This is a genomic window from Streptomyces chlorus (assembly GCF_042655885.1).
In the GTDB taxonomy this organism is placed as follows: Bacteria; Actinomycetota; Actinomycetes; order Streptomycetales; family Streptomycetaceae; genus Streptomyces; species Streptomyces chlorus.
Genome location: NZ_JBHSOA010000112.1, coordinates 1 through 19576, shown reverse-complemented (window position 1 = coordinate 19576; position 19576 = coordinate 1). Strand labels below are relative to the sequence as shown.

General features: G+C 70.9%; 14 protein-coding genes and 1 pseudogene. 8 read left to right on the top strand and 7 right to left on the bottom strand.

Going from position 1 to position 19576, the window contains the following annotated elements; translation table 11 throughout:
- Nucleotides 1-61: 61 nt before the first annotated feature.
- Together ACFPZI_RS33240 and ssd are read right to left on the bottom strand one after the other, a co-directional pair.
- Nucleotides 62-826 (bottom strand): annotated as a pseudogene (locus ACFPZI_RS33240) (CpaF family protein); the annotation flags it as partial.
- Between the two features lie 209 nt (nt 827-1035).
- Nucleotides 1036-2142, bottom strand: coding sequence for a septum site-determining protein Ssd (gene ssd, locus ACFPZI_RS33235; protein ID WP_381370893.1), 1107 nt, complete (start codon nt 2140-2142; stop codon nt 1036-1038).
- Between the two features lie 578 nt (nt 2143-2720).
- Here ssd and ACFPZI_RS33230 point away from each other — a divergent pair.
- Nucleotides 2721-3554, top strand: a complete 834-nt coding sequence (locus ACFPZI_RS33230; protein ID WP_381370892.1) for an HAD family hydrolase — start codon at nt 2721-2723, stop codon at nt 3552-3554.
- 447 nt (nt 3555-4001) lie between these two features.
- Here the strand turns inward: ACFPZI_RS33230 and ACFPZI_RS33225 are convergent, their stop codons facing one another.
- Together ACFPZI_RS33225 and ACFPZI_RS33220 are read right to left on the bottom strand one after the other, a co-directional pair.
- Entirely contained in the window at nt 4002-4826 is an 825-nt protein-coding gene (locus ACFPZI_RS33225) for a Fic family protein (protein ID WP_381370891.1), read from the bottom strand.
- A 95-nt stretch (nt 4827-4921) separates the two neighbouring features.
- Nucleotides 4922-6199, bottom strand: coding sequence for a polysaccharide deacetylase family protein (locus ACFPZI_RS33220; RefSeq protein ID WP_381370890.1), 1278 nt, complete (start codon nt 6197-6199; stop codon nt 4922-4924).
- A 441-nt stretch (nt 6200-6640) separates the two neighbouring features.
- On the opposite strand from ACFPZI_RS33220, the gene ACFPZI_RS33215 reads away from it, so the two are divergent.
- From ACFPZI_RS33215 to ACFPZI_RS33190, 6 genes are all read left to right on the top strand, one after another.
- On the top strand, nt 6641-9199 hold the full coding sequence (locus tag ACFPZI_RS33215) for a SulP family inorganic anion transporter (RefSeq protein WP_381370889.1): 2559 nt from the start codon (nt 6641-6643) through the stop codon (nt 9197-9199).
- A gap of 255 nt (nt 9200-9454) precedes the next feature.
- Nucleotides 9455-11413, top strand: a complete 1959-nt coding sequence (gene acs / locus ACFPZI_RS33210; protein ID WP_381370888.1) for an acetate--CoA ligase — start codon at nt 9455-9457, stop codon at nt 11411-11413.
- Between the two features lie 277 nt (nt 11414-11690).
- Nucleotides 11691-13127: a Na+/H+ antiporter NhaA gene (nhaA, locus tag ACFPZI_RS33205; protein ID WP_381370887.1), complete on the top strand. Its 1437-nt coding sequence runs from the start codon at nt 11691-11693 to the stop codon at nt 13125-13127.
- A 182-nt stretch (nt 13128-13309) separates the two neighbouring features.
- On the top strand, nt 13310-13798 hold the full coding sequence (locus ACFPZI_RS33200; protein ID WP_381370886.1) for a phage holin family protein: 489 nt from the start codon (nt 13310-13312) through the stop codon (nt 13796-13798).
- The gene (locus ACFPZI_RS33195) at nt 13795-14745 is read left to right on the top strand and encodes an alpha/beta fold hydrolase (protein WP_381370885.1); all 951 of its coding nucleotides are present in this window, start codon (nt 13795-13797) and stop codon (nt 14743-14745) included. Before ACFPZI_RS33200 ends, ACFPZI_RS33195 begins: the two co-directional genes overlap by 4 nt.
- A 189-nt stretch (nt 14746-14934) precedes the next feature.
- Nucleotides 14935-15123 (top strand): hypothetical protein, encoded by a 189-nt coding sequence (locus ACFPZI_RS33190; protein ID WP_381370884.1) that lies wholly within the window; start codon nt 14935-14937, stop codon nt 15121-15123.
- 153 nt (nt 15124-15276) lie between these two features.
- Here ACFPZI_RS33190 and ACFPZI_RS33185 read toward each other — a convergent pair whose 3' ends face one another.
- The 3 genes from ACFPZI_RS33185 to nth form a co-directional block, all read right to left on the bottom strand.
- Nucleotides 15277-16476: a MarP family serine protease gene (locus ACFPZI_RS33185; RefSeq protein WP_381370883.1), complete on the bottom strand. Its 1200-nt coding sequence runs from the start codon at nt 16474-16476 to the stop codon at nt 15277-15279.
- Between the two features lie 117 nt (nt 16477-16593).
- Nucleotides 16594-17289 carry an NUDIX hydrolase gene (locus ACFPZI_RS33180; protein WP_381370882.1) on the bottom strand — a complete coding sequence of 232 codons (696 nt, stop codon included), beginning with the start codon at nt 17287-17289 and terminating at the stop codon, nt 16594-16596.
- A 122-nt stretch (nt 17290-17411) separates the two neighbouring features.
- Nucleotides 17412-18470 carry an endonuclease III gene (gene nth / locus ACFPZI_RS33175; RefSeq protein WP_381370894.1) on the bottom strand — a complete coding sequence of 353 codons (1059 nt, stop codon included), beginning with the start codon at nt 18468-18470 and terminating at the stop codon, nt 17412-17414.
- A gap of 226 nt (nt 18471-18696) precedes the next feature.
- On the opposite strand from nth, the gene ACFPZI_RS33170 reads away from it, so the two are divergent.
- Nucleotides 18697-19371 carry a Crp/Fnr family transcriptional regulator gene (locus ACFPZI_RS33170; RefSeq protein ID WP_055572875.1) on the top strand — a complete coding sequence of 225 codons (675 nt, stop codon included), beginning with the start codon at nt 18697-18699 and terminating at the stop codon, nt 19369-19371.
- Nucleotides 19372-19576 lie beyond the last annotated feature (205 nt).

The window sequence follows — 19576 nt, the reverse complement described above, 5'->3', positions numbered from 1 at the left end:
TATCCCGTCGATCTCTTACACCTCAGAAGCAACAGTGAGACATCTGGAGTTACTTGCCCTAACCGGCACCCTCCTGGTTCGCGGGCCGGGTCTCCAGGCGTACGACGTGCGGATGGTCGGGCCGCAGTTCGGCCGAGTCCTCGGCGAGGACGATCCGCTCGTCCGGACCGACCAGCCCCAGCAATGCGCTGAGCAAGGTCGTCTTGCCGGTCCCGGTGCCGCCGCTGACCAGGAAGGACAGCCGCGCGCCGAGCAGTGCGCGCAGGATCCGGTCGCCGCCCGGCGGCACCGTTCCCGCCGCCGTCAGTTCGTCCAGGGTGAAGGCGTGGGGCCGTACGACGCGCAACGACAGGCAGGTGCAGCCGACGGCCACCGGAGGCAGCACGGCGTGCAGCCGCGTCCCGTCGGCCAGCCGCGCGTCGACCCAGGGCCGGGCGTCGTCCAGGCGCCGGCCGGCCACGGCGGCGAGCCGCTGGGCGAGCCTGCGTACGGCCACCGCGTCCGGGAAGGAGACGCCCGTCAGCTCCAGTCCACCGCCCCGGTCCACCCAGACCCTGTCGGGTGCCGACACGAGCACGTCGGTGACCGAGCGGTCGGCGAGGAGCGGGTCCAGCGGGCCGCTGCCGATCAGTTCGGACCGCAACTGTTCCGCGGCACCCAGCACTTCGGCGGCGCCGAGCACCCGACCCTGTTCCCGCAGGGCCTGCGCCACCCGCGCGGGCGTCGGTTCGGACCCGCTCTCCGCGAGCCACCGCCGTACCCCGTCGAGCAGTCCGGCAGGCATTCCGGGCCCATCTCCCGACGCACTCTCCGGCGTACCGGACATCCCTCCCGCCAGCGGCGACCCGGTCCCGTTCCCCGCCGCCCCCGCGCTACGGGAGCCCGCGGCAGCCACACCGCCACCCCCGGCACCCACCGGAGCCACGCCCCCGAACCCCGCCGACGGCGCCCCCCACGTCTCCATGGGCACCGTGCTCTCCCGGCCGCCCACCGGCATCCCGTGCGGCCCCTTTGACCTCTGACGCCCTCTGATGTTCATGCGGCCCTCGCCTCCACCAGCGCCCGCTCCCAGAACTCCTTGCAGAACCGGGCCAACGGGCTCCGGCCGGACGCCCCGGGCGGCCGTCCCGAGCCGGGCGGGTGCTGCAGGCCGGGCTCGACGGGTACGTCGCCGACGAGGGGCAGTCCGAGCAGCCGGGCCACCTCGCGGTCGTCGAGACCGGGTGCGTACGGTCCGCGCACCGCCACCCGCAGATCGCGCAGGACCATGCCGACGGCGGAGGCGACGCGTCCGGCCGCCGCGACGGCGCGCAGCTCGGCGGGGACCACCAGGAGCCCGAGGTCGAGTTGCGCGAGGATCTCGGCCACCCCGCTGTCGACGCGCCGCGGCAGGTCGACCACGACCGTGCCGCCCCCGCGCCGGGCCGCGGCGAGCACCGCGCGTACGGCCTGCGGCGGTACGGTGACGCAGTCGCCGCGGTCCCAGCTGAGCACTCGCAGGGAGTGCAGTTCGGGCAGCGACTCCTCCAGGGCGCCGCCGCCGACCCGCCCCCGTGAGGCGGCGAAAGCGGGCCAGCGCAGCCCTTCCGCCGTTTCGCCGCCGAGGACCACGTCGAGTCCGCCGCCCAGCGGATCCGCGTCCACCAGGAGAGTGCGCAGCCCCTCACGCGCCGAAGTGACGGCGAGCGCGCACGCGAGCGTGGAGGCGCCGGCCCCGCCCCGGCCGCCGAGGACACCGACGGTCAGGGCCGGCCGGCCGACGCCCTCGGCCACATCGGCGATGCGGTCGACCAGCCACTGCTCGCCGTCGGGCAGCATCAGCACATGGTCGGCGCCGATCTCGACGGCCCGGCGCCAGACGCCGGAGTCGTCCTGGTCGCGGCCGACCAGCACCACTCCGCGCCGCCGCGCGGCACCGCGCACGCGCCGCGCGGCGTCGTCACCGACGAGGACGAGCGGTGCGGCCTCCCAACTGCCCCGCCGTTCCGGCACTCCGTGATGGACCTCCGGGGTGGCACCGGCCGCCGCGCACAGGCGCAGCAGGTCGTCGAGAAGCCCGGCGTCCTCGGTGATGATCAGCGGTCCGCCCTGCCTGCCTCCTCCGGCGGCGGGCGGCGGATCGTGTGTGACGGTTCCTGTCATTTTCTTCCCCCTTCGCTGCAGCTCGCGGTGGCTCTGCGGCTCCGCGATTCCCAAACGTGCGAGAACCGGCAAGCGGCCTCGATATGAACGGCCGACAGAAACCGGCCATACGCGACTCGACAAACGGAACGGGCGGTGAACTCGCCGCGAGCGGGACGCGCTGGGATCACGGTGCAGCGATCCGGAAAATCGTGTGGATCTTGGTCAAAAACTGTGGACAGGCCGACGCTTGTGAATATCGCCGTCACCCATCCCGGTGAGCCCCGAGCCAGCCCATGCGTGAATCCCACAGAGCGCCCTTATGACTACACAGAGTAACGAATCATGAGCATGACAAACCAGCCGAGGCCCAGTCGGCAAGCGGCATCTCGGTCGTGCCGAGAAGAAGGAAAACCCACCCGGATATGCGACGACCCCCGCCGGGGGGGAGAGCGGGGGTCGTCCCCACGGCCGACTCGGGGGGGGAGGAGCCGGACCGGGTTCGCACGGTCGCGAACGATCCGTGACTTCCATGGTGTACCCGAGAGCCCTCTCAGGCAAACCCACACGCCACACCTTACGCCGAATGGGCTGCACCTATGCTCAGGGGCGTGGAAAACCACTCACTGCCCCGCACGGCCGCCTTCTTCGATCTGGACAAGACGGTCATTGCGAAGTCGAGCACGCTCACGTTCAGCAAGTCGTTCTACCAAGGCGGCCTGATCAACCGCAGGGCAGTCCTGCGTACCGCATACGCCCAGTTCGTCTTCCTGGCCGGCGGTGCCGACCACGACCAGATGGAGCGGATGCGCAAGTACCTGTCCGCACTGTGCCGCGGCTGGAACGTCCAGCAGGTCAAGGAGATCGTCGCCGAGACCCTGCACGACCTGATCGACCCGATCATCTACGACGAGGCCGCCACCCTCATCGAGCAGCATCACACCGCCGGCCGGGACGTGGTGATCGTGTCCACCTCGGGCGCCGAGGTGGTCGAGCCGATCGGCGAGCTGCTGGGTGCGGACCGGGTCGTCGCCACCCGCATGGTCGTGGGTGACGACGGGTGCTTCACCGGAGATGTGGAGTACTACGCGTACGGCCCGACGAAGGCCGAGGCGATCAGGGAGCTGGCCGAGTCGGAGGGCTACGACCTCGCCCGCTGCTACGCCTACAGCGACTCGGTGACCGATCTGCCGATGCTGGATTCCGTGGGCCACCCGCACGCCGTGAACCCGGACCGGGCACTGCGCCGCGAAGCCGTCGCGCGCGAGTGGCCGATCCTGGACTTCCACCGGCCCGTCCGGCTCAAGCAGCGCCTCCCCGCGCTCTCCGTCCCGCCTCGCCCGGCCCTGGTGGCGGCTGCCGCCATAGGAGCCGCCGCGGCCACCGCGGGCCTGGTCTGGTACACCAGCCGACGCCGCGCGACGGTGGCCTGACCGGCCACCGCGAAGGCACACCGACCGGGCCCGTTTCCGTCCGGCACACCGGCATCCGATTCGCGCTCCTTTGAGCCTAAAGGTAAAGAAGCGGGTCCCCCACTTCCGCTTACTTGGAACCTGGAGTACAAAGGATTCAACGGCCCGCGAGACCAAGGACATCCGAGAGGATCACCTTCACAACGCATTTGGCCCCACGGACCGAGCATGGCCACAGGGCACCCACGCGACGTCGACCCGTCGATTACGGGCCAGCCGCACCAGGGACGGGCGAAGTTCCCGACCTGATGGGCATATATCGAGGACGCTTGGTAACCAGGTGGACATGCCAGCGGCGGTACGAGAATTCGTACCGCCGCATTTCTGCGCGACTGCCGCGCAAACGTCTCTCACTGCTGTACCGCCTTCGCGTTTCCACTCCACGCGCAGGTCGGCCCCACGCGCGCGTTACGCCGCCCCGCGCTGCAGTGCCTCGCACACCGCCATGGACTCACGCGCCCCCAGCTCGACCGCCCGTCCGCAATGGGCGATCCAGGCGGCCACACCCTCGGGGGTGCCGGAGACGTATCCCTCCAGAGCCGTCAGATAGGCCTCACGGCCCAGTTCGGCGTGGCCGGTCTCGGCTGGGCAGACCGACTTCGGGTCCAGCCCGCTGCCGACCAGCACGATGCGCTCGGCCGTACGCGCGAGAAGGCCGTTGCAGGAGGTGAAGGGGCGCAGCGCGAGCAGCTCGCCGTGCACGACGGCGGCCGTGACCAGCGCCGGGGCGGAACCACCCGCGACGATCAGCTCGGCCAGGCCCTCCAGCCTGCCGTGCACCTCCGTCGCGCCGGGCAGCGGGAGGCCGATCAAGGGCTCGTCGACCGGCTCACCCTCCTTGCGGGGCCGCCCGACCTGGTCGGCGCGGCCGGCCGCCGCCACCAGGTGCAGCCGGGCGAGCACCCTCAGCGGCGACTGCCGCCAGATGGTCAGCAGCTGGCCCGCCTCGGCGGACAGCCGCAGCGCGGCGCCCATCGTGCGTGCCTCGTCGTCGGTGCCGAAGTCGCTGCGCCTGCGCACCTCCTCCAGCGCCCAGTCCGCGCCGGACAGTGCTGCCGAGCCGCGGGCGCCGCGCAGCGCCGCCTCGGAGGTGATCTCGTTGCTGCGCCGCCGCATGACCCGGTGTCCGTAGACCCGGTCCACGGCCCTGCGCACGGATTCCACGGAGTCGGCCACACCGGGCAGCGAGCCCAGGGCCACGAGCGGATCGGCGGTCGCCCCTGTCGTACTCATGAGTACGACATTACGCACTTCCGGCGCCCACCCCTCGAAGGAGTGGCCTTCTTCACGCCGGATCGCCGCTCGCGGCCACGGTGCAGGCCGCCCGCTCACCCCTTGGCCACGGGCGCCCCGGGCACGCCCTTGGGGGCCGGAGCGGGCTTGGCGGACAAGAAGGACTCCCAGCCCCGCTTCGGGCTCTCGCCCACGTTCAGGGTGCGCAGCTTCTCCAGGGTCTGCGGGTCCTGGGCGTCCAGCCAGTCCGCGAGCTGCCGGAAGGAGACACAGCGCACCTCGGGCTTGGTGCACACCGCCTCGACGGTCTCCTCGACGGCGCGCATGTAGGTGCCGCCGTTCCAGGACTCGAAGTGGTTGCCGATGATCAGGGGTGCCCGGTTGCCGTCGTAGGCCCGCTGGAAGCCCGCGACCAGGCCGTCCCGCATCTGGTCGCCCCACAGTTCGTGCTTCGCGGGGTCGCCCTGGGTGGTGGTGCCGGACTGGTTGACCATGAAGTTGTAGTCCATGGTGAGCTGCTCGAAGGAGTGCCTGGGGAAGGGGACGAGCTGCAGCGACAGATCCCACAGGCCCTGCTTCTTCTTCGGCCACACCTGGTTGTTGACGCCGCTGGTGTCGTAGCGGAAGCCCAGCTCGCTCGCCGCCTTCATGAAGTTCTCCTGGCCCTCCAGGCAGGGGGTGCGGGCGCCGATGAGCTCCTTGTCGTAGTCGAAGGGCAGCGGGGCCTCGTTCTTCAGGCCAGTGTGCGTCTTCCATGCCTTCACGAACCACTTGGCCTGGGCGATCTCGTCCTTCCACTCCGCCACCGACCACTCGCCGACCCCGCCGTCGGCGCCACAGAAGTGGCCGTTGAAGTGGGTGCCGATCTCGTTGCCCTCCAGCCACGCCGAGCGCAGTTGCTCCACCGTGGCGGCGATGCCCTCCGCGTCGTTGAAGCCGATGTCGGACCGGCCCGGCGAGTGCTGCGGCGGTCGGTACAGGTCGCGCTTCTCCTCCGGAAGCATGTACACGCCGCTCAGGAAGTACGTCATGGTCGCGTTGTTCTCCTGGGCGACCTTGCGGAAGTGGGAGAAGAGCTTCTGGCTGTCCTCACCCGCGCCGTCCCAAGAGAAGACGACGAACTGCGGGGGCTTCTCGCCCGGCTTCAGCCGCTCGGGCCTGGTCAGGTGCGGCTGCGCCCCGGTGTACGCGGTGGAGCCGTCGCCGATCAGCCGGACCACCTTTTCCGGTGCCGGCGCCGGCGCCGGCTTCACCTTCTCGGGGCCGTGCGATTGCTTCCCGGAGCCGTCGGTGTTGATTCCGCAGCCGGCGAGCGAGGCGGCGCAGAACGCGGTGATCACGGTGCCCACGGCGATCCTTCGGGTGGCGGCCATGTCCGCCCACCTTCTTCCTTCTCTCGGGCCAACCCTGGCGGGAATGTCTGGTGCTGTGCCGGCCCGCGCCGACAGCGCCGCCAAAGTCGCACGGGGCCGAGAAGGAATTAGTACGACAAGCCGATGAAATGCCTGCTCCACCTGCAAGGGTGATTCATTACCCCATTTGCCGGTAAAGTCCATGCCTGCCTTTTACTCTGAATTACGATCCGTTTACTGATAGTTGGGGCCCCATGTCATCGAGACACCTTGTCGCCTTGACCGGTCCCGCCCGCCCTTGGTCCCGCGCTTGATCCCGCCGTTACCAGACCTCGCAGTAGCCACACCCGCCGTTGCCGGATCCCGCCGTTCCGACGCCGTGCCCCACGGCCGCGTCCACCCCCGCCGTCGAGCGGCTCACCCCCTTTCCGCGACCGCGCAGCCCCGGAGGAGACGGGAAGCATGCCAGCCTGTGTTCCCACCCATACCGCCGACTCGAACCGGCCCGAGCGCGCCCATCCGCCGCACAGTCCGCCGCCGGCCCGGCCCCGCCGCCCGCACATCGCGGGCGCGGATCTGTCGGCCGCCGTCGCGGTCTTCCTGATCGCCCTGCCCCTGTCTCTCGGCATCGCCCTCGCCACCGGCGCGCCGCTCCAGGCCGGCCTGGTCGCCGCCGCCGTGGGCGGGATCGTCGCCGGACGGATCGGCGGCTCCCCGCTCCAGGTCAGCGGCCCGGCCGCCGGACTCACCGTCGTCACCGCCGACCTCATCCAGCAGTACGGGTGGCGGACGACCTGCGCCATCACCGTCCTCGCCGGGCTCGCCCAGATCGGCCTGGGCTGCCTGCGGGTGGCCCGCGGCGCGCTCGCCGTCAGCCCCGCGATCGTGCACGGGATGCTCGCCGGCATCGGCGTCACCATCGCCGTCGCCCAGGTGCACATCGTCCTCGGCGGCACCCCGCAGAGCTCCGTCCCCGACAACCTCCGTGCACTGCCCGCCCAGTTGGCGAACGTGGACCCCGCGGCCGTCGCGGTGAGCGTGCTCACCCTCACCCTGCTCCTGCTGTGGCCGAAGCTGCCCGGACGGGCCGGACGCCTGCTGCGCACGGTCCCCGCCGCACTCGTCGCCGTCTCCGGGGCCACCGCGACGGCCGCGGCGGCCGGTCTCGTCCTGGCCGAGGTCGACCTGCCGTCCTGGCGCGGCCACGCACTCGCCGGGCTCCCCGAGGGGCCCGTGCTCGGGCTCGTCGCCGCCGTGCTCACCACCACCCTGGTGTGCAGCGTGCAGTCGCTGCTGGGCGCGGTCGCCGTGGACAAGCTGGTGTCCCGCCGCCCCGGTCCGGGCCATGTCCCACGCTCCGACCTGAACCGCGAACTGCTCGGCCAGGGCACCGCGAACATCGCCTCCGGCTGCCTCGGCGGCCTGCCCGTGGCCGGGGTGGCCGTGCGCAGTTCCGCGAACGTGCACGCCGGCGCCGTGAGCCGGAACTCCACGATGCTGCACGGCGTTCTCGTAGTGGTCGCCGCACTGCTGATGGTTCCGGTCCTGGAGCTCATCCCGCTGGCCTCACTCGCCGCCCTGGTGATGGCCGTCGGCATCCAGATGGTGTCCCTGCACCACATCCGTACGGTGACCCGCCACCGAGAAGCCCTGGTCTACGCCGTGACCGCCGTCGGCGTGGTGTTCGCGGGGGTCCTGGAGGGCGTCGCCCTGGGGATCGCCGTCGCCGTGGGCGTGGCCCTGCACCGCCTCACCCGTACCCGGATCACGCATGAGGAGAAGGAAGGAGTCCATCACGTACATGTACAAGGGCAGTTGACGTTCCTCGCGGTGCCGCGACTCAGCCGGGCCCTGCATCTCGTGCCCCAGGGGACCACCGGCGTCGTGGCGTTGGACGGCTCGTTCATGGACCACGCGGCGTACGAGGCGCTGCAGGACTGGCAGAACACGCACACCGCCCGGGGCGGAGCGGTGGAGATCACCGGCCGCCGGCCCGGAGTCGGCGTCCGGATCGCCGAACCCGCGGTCCTCACCTCTTCTCCCACGAGGCACCGGACCGACGAGACCGGCGTGCCGTCCGGCGCCGGGTGCCGCTGCCGGCCCTGGACCGCCTGGCACAACCACCAGTGCGAGCCCCCGCTCCCCGCACCGGACGACGGACGAAGCGACCACGGCAGCCGTGACACCGGTGGTACCCGTGACGCCGGCGACAGACAGGGCGGTCACGAAGGGCGGCCGACCCGGGCCGGCACAAGGGACGACCCGTCGGGCACGGGCTCGGACTCGGGGCCCGTCTCCCGCACCGGGAGCGTGTCGGGTGCCGGTGGACCGGAGGCGTCCCGGACCGGGACCGACCTGGTGCGTGGGCTCAGTACGTTCCAGCGGAGCACCGCTCCTCTGGTCCGCGGTGAGCTGGCCCGGCTGGCGCGCGAGGGACAGCGGCCGGCGCAGCTGTTCCTCACCTGCGCCGACTCGCGACTGGTCACCTCGATGATCACCTCCAGTGGCCCGGGCGACCTGTTCGTGGTCCGCAACGTCGGCAACCTCGTGCCGCCGCCCGGTGAGGAGAGCGGTGACGACTCGGTGGCCGCCGCCCTCGAGTACGCCGTGGAGGTGCTGGCGGTGCGGTCCATCACGGTGTGCGGACACTCGGGCTGCGGTGCGATGCAGGCGCTGCTCGACCCCCGGCCGGACGGCAGCCCGAGTGCCCACACACCGCTGAGACGGTGGCTGCGGCACGGGCTGCCGAGTCTGAAGCGCGTGCGGGACGGGAGCGGCCCCTGGGTGCGGCTGGCCGGGCGGGCGCCGGCCGACACGGCCGAGCAGCTCTGCCTGGCCAACGTCGTCCAGCAGCTGGAGCACCTGCGCGCCCACGAATCGGTGGCCCGTGCCCTGAAGGACGGGCTCCTGACGCTCCATGGCCTCTACTTCCACGTGGGGGAGGCGCAGGCATATCTCCTCACCGAGGCGGCCGGAGAGCGGGTGTTCGACCGGGTACGGGCCGAGGACCTGGCGTGGTGAAAATCCGCCCTCCGGGCATACGAGGCATTGCCGAGGGTGAACCGCGCGCCACCGGCGTCCGTGGGTAGGGATGACCCCTGGCCACGGAAGCAGAGCCCATCTCAAAAGGTCTAAACCACTTTGCCGACGACCCTTGTCAGCGCACCCCTGGGTCTGATGAGCTATGGCCTGGGACACAACGGACACTCCGGGAAAGGCAGATGCCGTGAGCAACGAAAGCCTGGCCAACCTGCTCAGGGAAGAGAGGGACGAACGATGAGCGAGACTTCTTCCCTCTCCAATCTGCTCAAGGAAGAACGCAGGTTCACACCCCCCGCCGACCTGGCCGCACACGCCAACGTCACCGCGGAGGCGTACGAACAGGCCAAGGCTGACAGGCTCGGTTTCTGGGCCGAGCAGGCCCGCCGACTGACCTGGGCCAAGGAGCCCACCGAGACCCTCGACTGGTCGAACCCGCCGTTCGCCAAGTGGTTCAAGGACGGCGAGCTCAACGTCGCCTACAACTGCGTGGACCGGCATGTCGAGGCCGGACACGGCGACCGGGTCGCCATCCACTTCGAGGGCGAGCCCGGTGACAGCCGCGCGATCACCTACGCCCAGCTCAAGGACGAGGTCTCCCAGGCCGCCAACGCCCTGCTGGAGCTGGGGGTCCAAAAGGGCGACCGGGTCGCCGTCTACCTCCCGATGATCCCCGAGGCCGCGATCGCGATGCTGGCCTGCGCCCGTATCGGCGCCGCGCACTCCGTCGTCTTCGGCGGCTTCTCGGCGGACGCACTCGCGACCCGCATCCAGGACGCCGACGCCAAGGTCGTCATCACCGCCGACGGCGGCTACCGGCGCGGCAAGCCGTCCGCGCTCAAGCCCGCCGTGGACGAGGCGGCCGGCCGCGTCGACACCGTGCAGCATGTCCTCGTCGTCCGCCGCACCGGCCAGGACGTCGCCTGGACCGAGGGCCGCGACGTGTGGTGGCACGACCTGGTGGGGGGCCAGAGCACCGAGCACACCCCCGAGGCGTTCGAGGCCGAGCAGCCGCTGTTCATCCTCTACACCTCCGGCACCACGGGTAAGCCGAAGGGCATCCTGCACACCTCCGGCGGCTACCTCACCCAGACGGCGTACACCCACTGGTCGGTCTTCGACCTCAAGCCGGAGACGGACGTTTTCTGGTGCACGGCCGACGTCGGCTGGGTCACCGGGCACTCGTACATCGTCTACGGGCCACTCGCCAACGGCGCGACCCAGGTCATGTACGAGGGCACGCCCGACACCCCGCACCAGGGCCGCTTCTGGGAGATCGTGCAGAAGTACGGCGTGACGATCCTCTACACGGCGCCCACCGCGATCCGGACGTTCATGAAGTGGGGCGACGACATCCCCGCGAAGTTCGACCTGTCCTCGCTGCGGGTCCTCGGCTCCGTCGGCGAGCCGATCAACCCCGAGGCCTGGATCTGGTACCGCAAGAACATCGGCGCGGACCGCACCCCCGTGGTGGACACCTGGTGGCAGACCGAGACCGGCGGGATCATGATCTCGCCGCTGCCCGGCGTGGCCGCCGCCAAGCCGGGCTCCGCCCAGACCCCGCTGCCCGGCATCGCCGCGACCGTCGTCGACGACGAGGCGAGAGAGGTACCGAACGGCGGCGGTGGCTACCTGGTTCTCACCGAGCCGTGGCCGTCGATGCTGCGCACCATCTGGGGCGACGACCAGCGGTTCCTCGACACGTACTGGTCCCGCTTCGAGGGCAAGTACTTCGCCGGTGACGGTGCCAAGAAGGACGACGACGGCGACATCTGGCTGCTCGGCCGGGTCGACGACGTGATGCTGATCTCCGGGCACAACATCTCCACCACCGAGGTGGAGTCGGCGCTCGTCTCCCACCCGTCGGTCGCCGAGGCGGCCGTGGTCGGCGCGGCGGACGAGACGACCGGGCAGGCCATCGTCGCCTTCGTGATCCTGCGCGGTACGGCAGCGGAGACCGAGGACCTTGTCGCCGAGCTGCGCAACCACGTGGGTTCCACGCTGGGTCCGATCGCCAAGCCCCAGCGGATCCTGCCGGTGAACGAGCTGCCGAAGACCCGCTCCGGCAAGATCATGCGCCGCCTGCTGCGGGACGTCGCGGAGAACCGTGAACTGGGGGACGTCACGACGCTGACCGACTCGACAGTAATGGATCTGATCCAGGCGAAGCTGCCCCAGTCGTCCAGCGAGGACTGACCCGAGGGACTGACCCGAAGAGGGTCCCTGGTTTCTCCCCTCGGACCCACCGGTCACGGTCCGCCCACGGGCCGCGGAGGCACCCGGCGTCGCACGCGCGCCGGGTGCCTCCGTGACGTCCGTCATCGAGAGCTCTTCGTGCGGTGCCGGAGCACGTTGGCTACAGTGGCCACGAAGGGTGGCCACAGCAGGCCGTCCCCCACACAGTTGTCTCATGGAGCGCCGGGAAGTCTGGTCGGCACGCGATTCGTGCTGCCCGACGACCAGAGGACCACCCGTGACCGCCCCCCGCACCCCCAGCCCGCGCAAGGCCTTCGGCCGCCTCTCCCTGCCCGAGCGGACCTACGTCGCGGACGCGCTGCGCGCCGAGACCGTCGGCGGCATGCTGCTGCTCGTCGCCGCGATCACCGCGCTGATCTGGGCGAACGTGCCCGCCGTGCACGACAGCTACGAGAACGTCAGCAACTTCCACTTCGGGCCCGAGGCGCTCGGCCTGAACCTGTCCGTCGCGCACTGGGCCGCCGACGGACTGCTCGCGGTCTTCTTCTTCGTCGCCGGCATCGAGCTCAAACGCGAACTCGTCGCCGGTGATCTGCGCGATCCCCGGGCCGCCGCGCTCCCTGTCGTCGCCGCCCTGTGCGGCATGGCCGTACCGGCCCTCGTCTACACGCTCACCAGCGGCATCGGTGGCGGTTCACTGGCCGGCTGGGCCGTGCCCACCGCCACCGACATCGCCTTCGCGCTCGCCGTGCTCGCCGTCATCGGCACCTCACTGCCGAGCGCGCTGCGCGCCTTCCTGCTGACCCTCGCCGTCGTCGACGACCTCTTCGCCATCCTGATCATCGCCGTCTTCTTCACCGCCGACCTCGATTTCCTCGCGCTCACCGGTGCCGTGGTGGGCCTGGCCGCTTTCTGGCTGCTGCTGCGCAAGGGCGTACGCGGCTGGTACGTGTACGTGCCGCTCGCCCTGGTCGTCTGGGGCCTGATGTACAACAGCGGGATCCACGCCACCGTCGCCGGTGTCGCCATGGGCCTGATGCTGCGCTGCCACCGCCGCGAGGGTGAGGAGCGGTCCCCCGGCGAGCACGTCGAGCACCTCGTGCGGCCCTTCTCCTCGGGTCTCGCGGTCCCGCTGTTCGCCCTGTTCAGCGCGGGTGTGGCGGTTTCCGGCAGCGCGCTCGCAAACGTGTTCACCACGCCCGAGACGCTCGGTGTGGTCCTCGGTCTCGTCGTCGGCAAGACGGTCGGTATCTTCGGCGGTACGTGGCTGACCACACGCTTCACCAGGGCGTCGCTCAGCGACGACCTCGCCTGGGCGGACGTCCTGGCGGTGGCGACGCTCGCCGGGATCGGGTTCACCGTCTCCCTGCTCATCGGCGAACTCGCCTTCGGGGACGACGCGTCGATGGCGGACAGTGTCAAGGCCGCCGTTCTGACCGGATCGCTGATCGCCACCGCCATCGCGACCGTGCTGCTGAGGATCCGGAACGCCAAGTACCGCAAGCTGACCGAGGACGAGGAACGCGACGACGACCTCAGCGGCGTCCCGGACATCTACGAGGAGGACGACCCGGCGTACCACCTGCGCATGGCGGAGATCCACGAGCGCAAGGCCGCCGAGCACCGGCAGCTCGCCCGGGAGAAGGCCGAGGGACGCGGCGGGCTTGCCGAAGCACCGGGCGGGGCAGGCGAGGATCACGGCGGTCCGGCATGATCTGACGGAACGGTACAAAAGTCAGGACAGTCGAAGCCGGTCCGAACCAATCGGACGCGCACGATCGGACACACACGGTCGACGCAGGTGATGGGGCGGACAGGGGCCGTCAGGCGGCAGACTGATCCTTGCTCAGAGGTACACAGAGGCACGCAGGACGAAAGCAGAAGAGGGAGACCGCGATGAGCGCACCCGACGGCAGCCCGGTCGGCACCGAACGCAGTATCGGTCAGTTGTTCGCCTCGGCGACGGAGAACATGTCCGCGCTGGTGCACGACGAGATCGCACTGGCGAAAGCACAGCTCAAGCGGGATGTGCAGCGGGGCGCGACGAGCGGTGGACTGTTCACCCTGGCCGGTCTCGTGCTGCTGTTCTCCCTGCCGATGCTGAGCTTCGCCCTGGCCTACGGCATCCGCACCTGGAGCGACTGGAACCTCGCCGTCTGCTTCCTGCTGTCGTTCGCGGCGAATGTGCTGGTCGCGCTCGTCCTCGCGCTGATCGGCACCGTCTTCGCGAAGAAGGCCAAGAAGGGCCGCGGCCCGCAGAAGGTCGCCGCCTCGATGAAGGACACGGCGGTCGTGCTGCAGAAGGCCAAGCCGCACCCGCGTCCGGAACTCCCCAAGGACCGGGTCCCCGAGGCGATCGAAGCTGTGACACGCTCGTCCTCATGACGGACCCCGCCACTCCTTCGGCGCACCCCCTCTCGGCCGTGCGCCTCGACATCCCGGGCGATGCCGAGGTGACCCACCGGGACGTCGCCGCCAACGGCGCGCGTTTCCACATCGCCGAGGCCGGCGACGGGCCGCTGGTGCTGCTGCTGCACGGCTTCCCGCAGTTCTGGTGGACCTGGCGGCACCAGCTGTCGGCGCTCGCCGACGCCGGGTTCCGCGCGGTCGCCATGGACCTGCGGGGCGTCGGCGGCAGCGACCGCACACCGCGCGGCTACGACCCGGCCAACCTCGCGCTGGACGTCACCGGTGTGATCCGTTCCCTCGGCGAGCCGGACGCCGCGCTGGTCGGGCACGACCTGGGCGGATACCTGGCCTGGACGGCGGCGGCGATGCGCCCCAAGCTCGTACGACGGCTCGCGGTGTCGTCCATGCCGCATCCGCGGCGCTGGCGGGCGGCCATGATCGCCGACGTCAGGCAGTCGTCCGCCATGTCCCACATCTGGGGGTTCCAGCGGCCCTGGGTCCCGGAGCGGCAGCTCACCGCGGACGACGGGGCGCTGGTGGCCAAGCTGATCCAGGACTGGTCCGGGCCCCGCCGGCCCGGGGAGAAGGCGCTGGAGAACTACCGGCGGGCCATGTGCATCCCGTCCACGGCGCACTGCTCGATCGAGCCGTACCGGTGGATGGTGCGGTCCCTGGCCCGGCCGGACGGCATCCAGTTCAACCGCCGGATGAAGCGGCCGGTGCGGGTTCCGACGCTGCATCTGCACGGCTCGCTCGACCCCGTGGTGGGCATCCGCAGCGCCGCCGGGTCCGGGGAGTACGTCGAAGCGCCGTACCGCTGGCGGCTGTTCGACGGGCTCGGCCACTTTCCGCACGAGGAGGACCCGGCCGCGTTCTCCTCCGAGCTGATCAACTGGCTGAAGGACCCGGAACCCGACCGCTGACAGCCCGCCGAGCGGCTTCCGCGCCCCTTCCACACTCCTTCCGCATTCCTTCCGCTTCCCCTTCCGGTACGCAGGACCGACCATCGGATCTGAACACCTGTCCTACGAACGGCCACTTGCCTGGCGCATAGGCCAATTGGCCCTGCGCGAGGCGATTATCGACCATGGGTCGGGGGCAGTGGTCGGAGTATGGGCTGGACGCACGACTACAGTGACGCAGGCCGCGACCGCCGCTCGGCGGGCGGTAGGGGATCCCACCAGCAAGGCGGTGCACCGCAGATGGCAGGTACGGATCTCAGGGTCGGGATTCCGCATATCCTCCGCCGCCGGGCCCGCTGGGTCTCGGTGCGGCTCCGCCACCATCACCCACGGGGCTGACGAGGGGCGTACGCCCGGCCGTGCTCCCGGTGGGCCTCCTGGGCGTACACCCGTCCCCGCCCCCTCCATACGACCTCTTCATACGCCCCCGCCGGGCGGCCCGGTCGTAGGCCCTGTCCGTACGGCCGTACGGCCGTAGCGGCCTCGCGCCGCTCAGAGTGCGCAGCTGTCGCTGTCCACCTGCTGGGTCGCGGAGCGGCCCTTGGCGATGTCCTCCTGGATCTCGTCCACGGTGAGGGCGTACCCCGTCTCGGCGTCGTCGAGGGACTTGGCGAACACCACACCGTAGACCTGGCCCTCGGGGGTCAGCAGCGGGCCGCCGGAGTTGCCCTGCCGGACCGTCGCGTACACGGAGTAGACGTCACGGCGGACTGTGCCCCGGTGGTAGATGTCCGGGCCGTTGGCCGTGATGCGCCCGCGGACCCGCGCCGACCGGACGTCGTACGCGCCGTTCTCCGGGAAGCCGGCGACGATCGCGCCGTCGTCCCTGCCCGCGTCCTCGGTGGCGAACCGCAGCGCGGGCGCCTTCAGGTCCGGGACGTCGAGGACCGCGATGTCGCGCTTCCAGTCGTAGAGGACGACCGTCGCGTCGTACTTCCTGCCCTCGCCGCCTATCTGCACGGTCGGCTCGTCGACGCCGCCCACGACATGCGCGTTGGTCATCACGCGGCGCTCGGAGAACACGAAGCCGGTGCCCTCGAGGACCTTGTCGCACCGCGGGGCGGTGCCCATGACCTTGACGATGGACCGCTGCGCGCGGCCGGCCACCGGGCTGCCGGCCAGGGCGGGGTCGGGGGGCCGGACGTCGGTGATCGGCTCGTTCGCGAACGGGCTGAAGACCTGGGGGAAACCGTTCTGCGCGAGGACGGAGGAGAAGTCGGCGAACCAGGTGTCGGCCTGGGCGGGCAGCGCCCGGGAGACGCCGGTCAGCACCTTGGACTGGCGGACCTCCTTGCCGAGCGTCGGCAGGGTCGTTCCCGCGAGGGCCGAGCCGATCAGCCAGGCGACCAGGAGCATCGCGACGACGTTGACCAGGGCACCGCCGGTGGCGTCGAGCGCTCGGGCCGGGGACCATGTGATGTAACGGCGCAGCTTGTTGCCGAGGTGGGTGGTCAGGGCCTGGCCGACGGAGGCGCAGACTATGACGACGACGACCGCGACGACGGCGGCGGCCGTACCGACCTCCGCATTGTCCGTCAGGACGTCCCAGATGACGGGGAGAAGGTAGACGGCGACGAGACCGCCGCCCAGGAACCCGATCACCGACAGGATGCCGACGACGAAGCCCTGGCGGTAGCCGATGACCGCGAACCACACGGCGGCGACCAGCAACAGGATGTCCAGCACGTTCACCGCTTTTTGCCTCGCCTCGTCATTCCGGTCGTTCTCACTCGGCCGGAGTGCGGGGGCGTACGGCACGAACCGCCGTCCTCACAAGCCCCCGTACCGCACGGCACCGCGCCCACCCTGTCATGACCGCCAGTCCAGCGGGACCTGCCTCTCCCGGTCCCAGGGGCGCTCCCACCCCGCGTAATGGAGCAGCCGGTCGATGACCCCGGCCGTGAAACCCCACACCAGGGCCGATTCGACCAGGAATGCCGGGCCCCGGTGGCCGCTGGGGTGGGTGGTGGTCCTCCGGTTGTCCGGGTCGGTGAGATCCGCCACGGGGACGGTGAAGACCCGGGCGGTCTCGTTCGGATCGACGGCGCCGACCGGGCTGGGGGTCCGCCACCAGCCCAGGACCGGCGTGACGACGAAGCTGCTGACGGGGATGTAGAGCTTCGGCAGGACGCCGAAGAGCTGGACTCCGTCGGGATCGAGCCCCGTCTCCTCCTCGGCCTCGCGCAGCGCGGCCGACAGTGGCCCGTCGGCCAGCGGGTCGCCGTCCTCGGGGTCGAGGGTGCCGCCGGGGAAGGCCGGCTGTCCGGCATGCGAGCGCAGCGCCGCCGACCGCTCCATGAGCAACAGCTCCGGGCCGCGCTTCCCGTCGCCGAACAGGACGAGGACGGCGGCCTGGCGCCCCGCGCCGTTCGCCGGGGGGAGGAAGCGGCTCAGGTCGCCCGGTGCGATCGTCCGCGCGACCCGGACCACCGGGTCCAGCCAGGCGGGCAGGCCCTGCGTACTGAGCGTCACCCGGCCGCCCCGGGGGTCGGTCACCCGCGTCATCGCCACCCCTGTCGTCCTGGCCCCCGCCACTCCCATGCCCCGTCCAACGCCCGGTAGTGCCTGGATCGTTCCACCGGCGGCCGCCATGTATGCCCCCGTGCATGCCTCCGGGTATGCCCCCGTCATGCGGCGCCCAGCGGCGGGGCCGGCCGGCCGCCCGCGTCGAGGTAGACCTGCGGCGGGTTCAGCCGCTGGCCCGGCAAGCCGCCCTTCTCGTACTTCAGCAGCTTCCGCGCCTTGTCCGGGTCGGTCTCGCCCTCGCCGTACGCCGGGCAGAGCGGGGCGATGGGGCAGGCGCCGCAGGCGGGCTTGCGGGCGTGGCAGATGCGGCGGCCGTGCCAGATCACATGGTGCGAGAGGTCGGTCCACTCGCTCTTCGGGAAGAGCGCGCCGACGGCTGCCTCGATCTTGTCGGGGTCGGTCTCCTCCGTCCACTTCCAGCGGCGCACCAGGCGCTGGAAGTGCGTGTCCACGGTGATGCCGGGGCGGCCGAAGGCATTACCGAGCACGACGAAGGCCGTCTTGCGGCCCACCCCGGGCAGTTTGACGAGATCCTCGAGGCGGCCCGGCACCTCGCCGCCGAAATCCTCCACCAGCGCTTTCGAAAGGCCTATCACCGACTTGGTCTTGGCCCGGAAGAACCCGGTGGGGCGCAGGATCTCCTCCACCTCCTCCGGGTTGGCGGCGGCCAGGTCCTCGGGGGTGGGGTACTTCGCGAAGAGGGCAGGGGTCGTCTGGTTGACGCGCAGGTCGGTGGTCTGAGCCGACAGGACCGTGGCGACCACGAGTTGGAAGGGGTTCTCGAAGTCCAACTCGGGATGGGCGTAGGGGAACACCTCGGCGAGCTCCCGGTTGATCCGCCGGGCGCGGCGGACGAGGGCGATGCGCGACTCCGCCTTGGGCGGCTCGACGGCGGCCGCGGACTTCGCCCCTGCCGCGCTGCGCGCCCTCGCCCTCGCCCTCTCACTCGCCCTCTCACTCGCACTCTCAGTCGTGGTCTCAGTCGTGGTCGCACTCGAGGCTGCGGCCGAGGCCGAATCCGCGGTCGCACTCGCGGTCGATTTCTTCTTCACCGGCGCCTTCTTTGTCGGTTTCGCCCTTCCCCTACCGCCATCGGAGCCCTGTTCGCCCACAGCGGAATCCCGGTGCGCCGCCACCCGAACAGCCCCTTGGGCCTGCATTCCCACCGGTGTTTTGGACACCCGGCCAGCCTACGACTCGACACTGACATCCGCCCCGACCCCTGAAGACCGGCCCCCAATCGGACCCCTGCCGCTCACCCGGGCAGGCCCGTGCGGCATCCTTGTGACAGATCACACTGTTTGGACTGTCCGGCAAAATGGGCACCCCGGTCCCCTGGTACGTGGGGACCAAGATCCCCTGAGCAGGTCGACAAGGAGAGAACACGTGGACGACGTTCTGCGGCGGAACCCGCTCTTCGCGGCGCTCGATGACGAGCAGGCCGCGGAGCTTCGCGCCTCGCTGACCGAGGTGACCCTCGCACGGGGCGACTCCCTGTTCCACGAGGGCGATCCCGGAGACCGGCTCTACGTGGTCACCGAGGGCAAGGTCAAGCTCCACCGCACCTCCCCCGACGGCCGCGAGAACATGCTGGCCGTCGTCGGGCCCAGCGAGCTCATCGGTGAGCTGTCGCTCTTCGACCCGGGCCCGCGCACCGCGACCGCCACGGCGCTGACCGAGGTCAAGCTGCTCGCCCTCGGCCACGGCGACCTCCAGCCCTGGCTGAACGCCCGCCCCGAGGTGGCCACCGCGCTGCTGCGGGCCGTCGCGCGCCGGTTGCGCAAGACCAACGACGCCATGTCGGACCTGGTCTTCTCCGACGTTCCGGGCCGGGTCGCCCGTGCCCTGCTGGACCTCTCCCGCCGCTTCGGCGTGCAGTCCGAGGAGGGCATCCACGTCGTCCACGACCTCACGCAGGAGGAACTGGCCCAGTTGGTCGGCGCGTCCCGCGAGACGGTCAACAAGGCCCTGGCGGACTTCGCCCAGCGCGGCTGGCTCCGTCTGGAGGCCCGCGCGGTGATCCTCCTGGACGTCGAACGCCTCGCGAAGCGGTCCCGCTGACCCGACCCCGACCCTCACACCCCGCCCCCACACCGTCCCTCGCCCGGACGTTCGGGGCAGGGGCCCATGATCACCGGCCCCGGGATCCCGCCGAACGGACGTGGAGCGGACCACAGACCCCGGGGCCTTGGGGCCTGCCCTAGACCCGTACTTCGCGGGTCGTTGATTCGTATGGTGTGACCGGTCCGGGGGTGTCCCCGGGCCG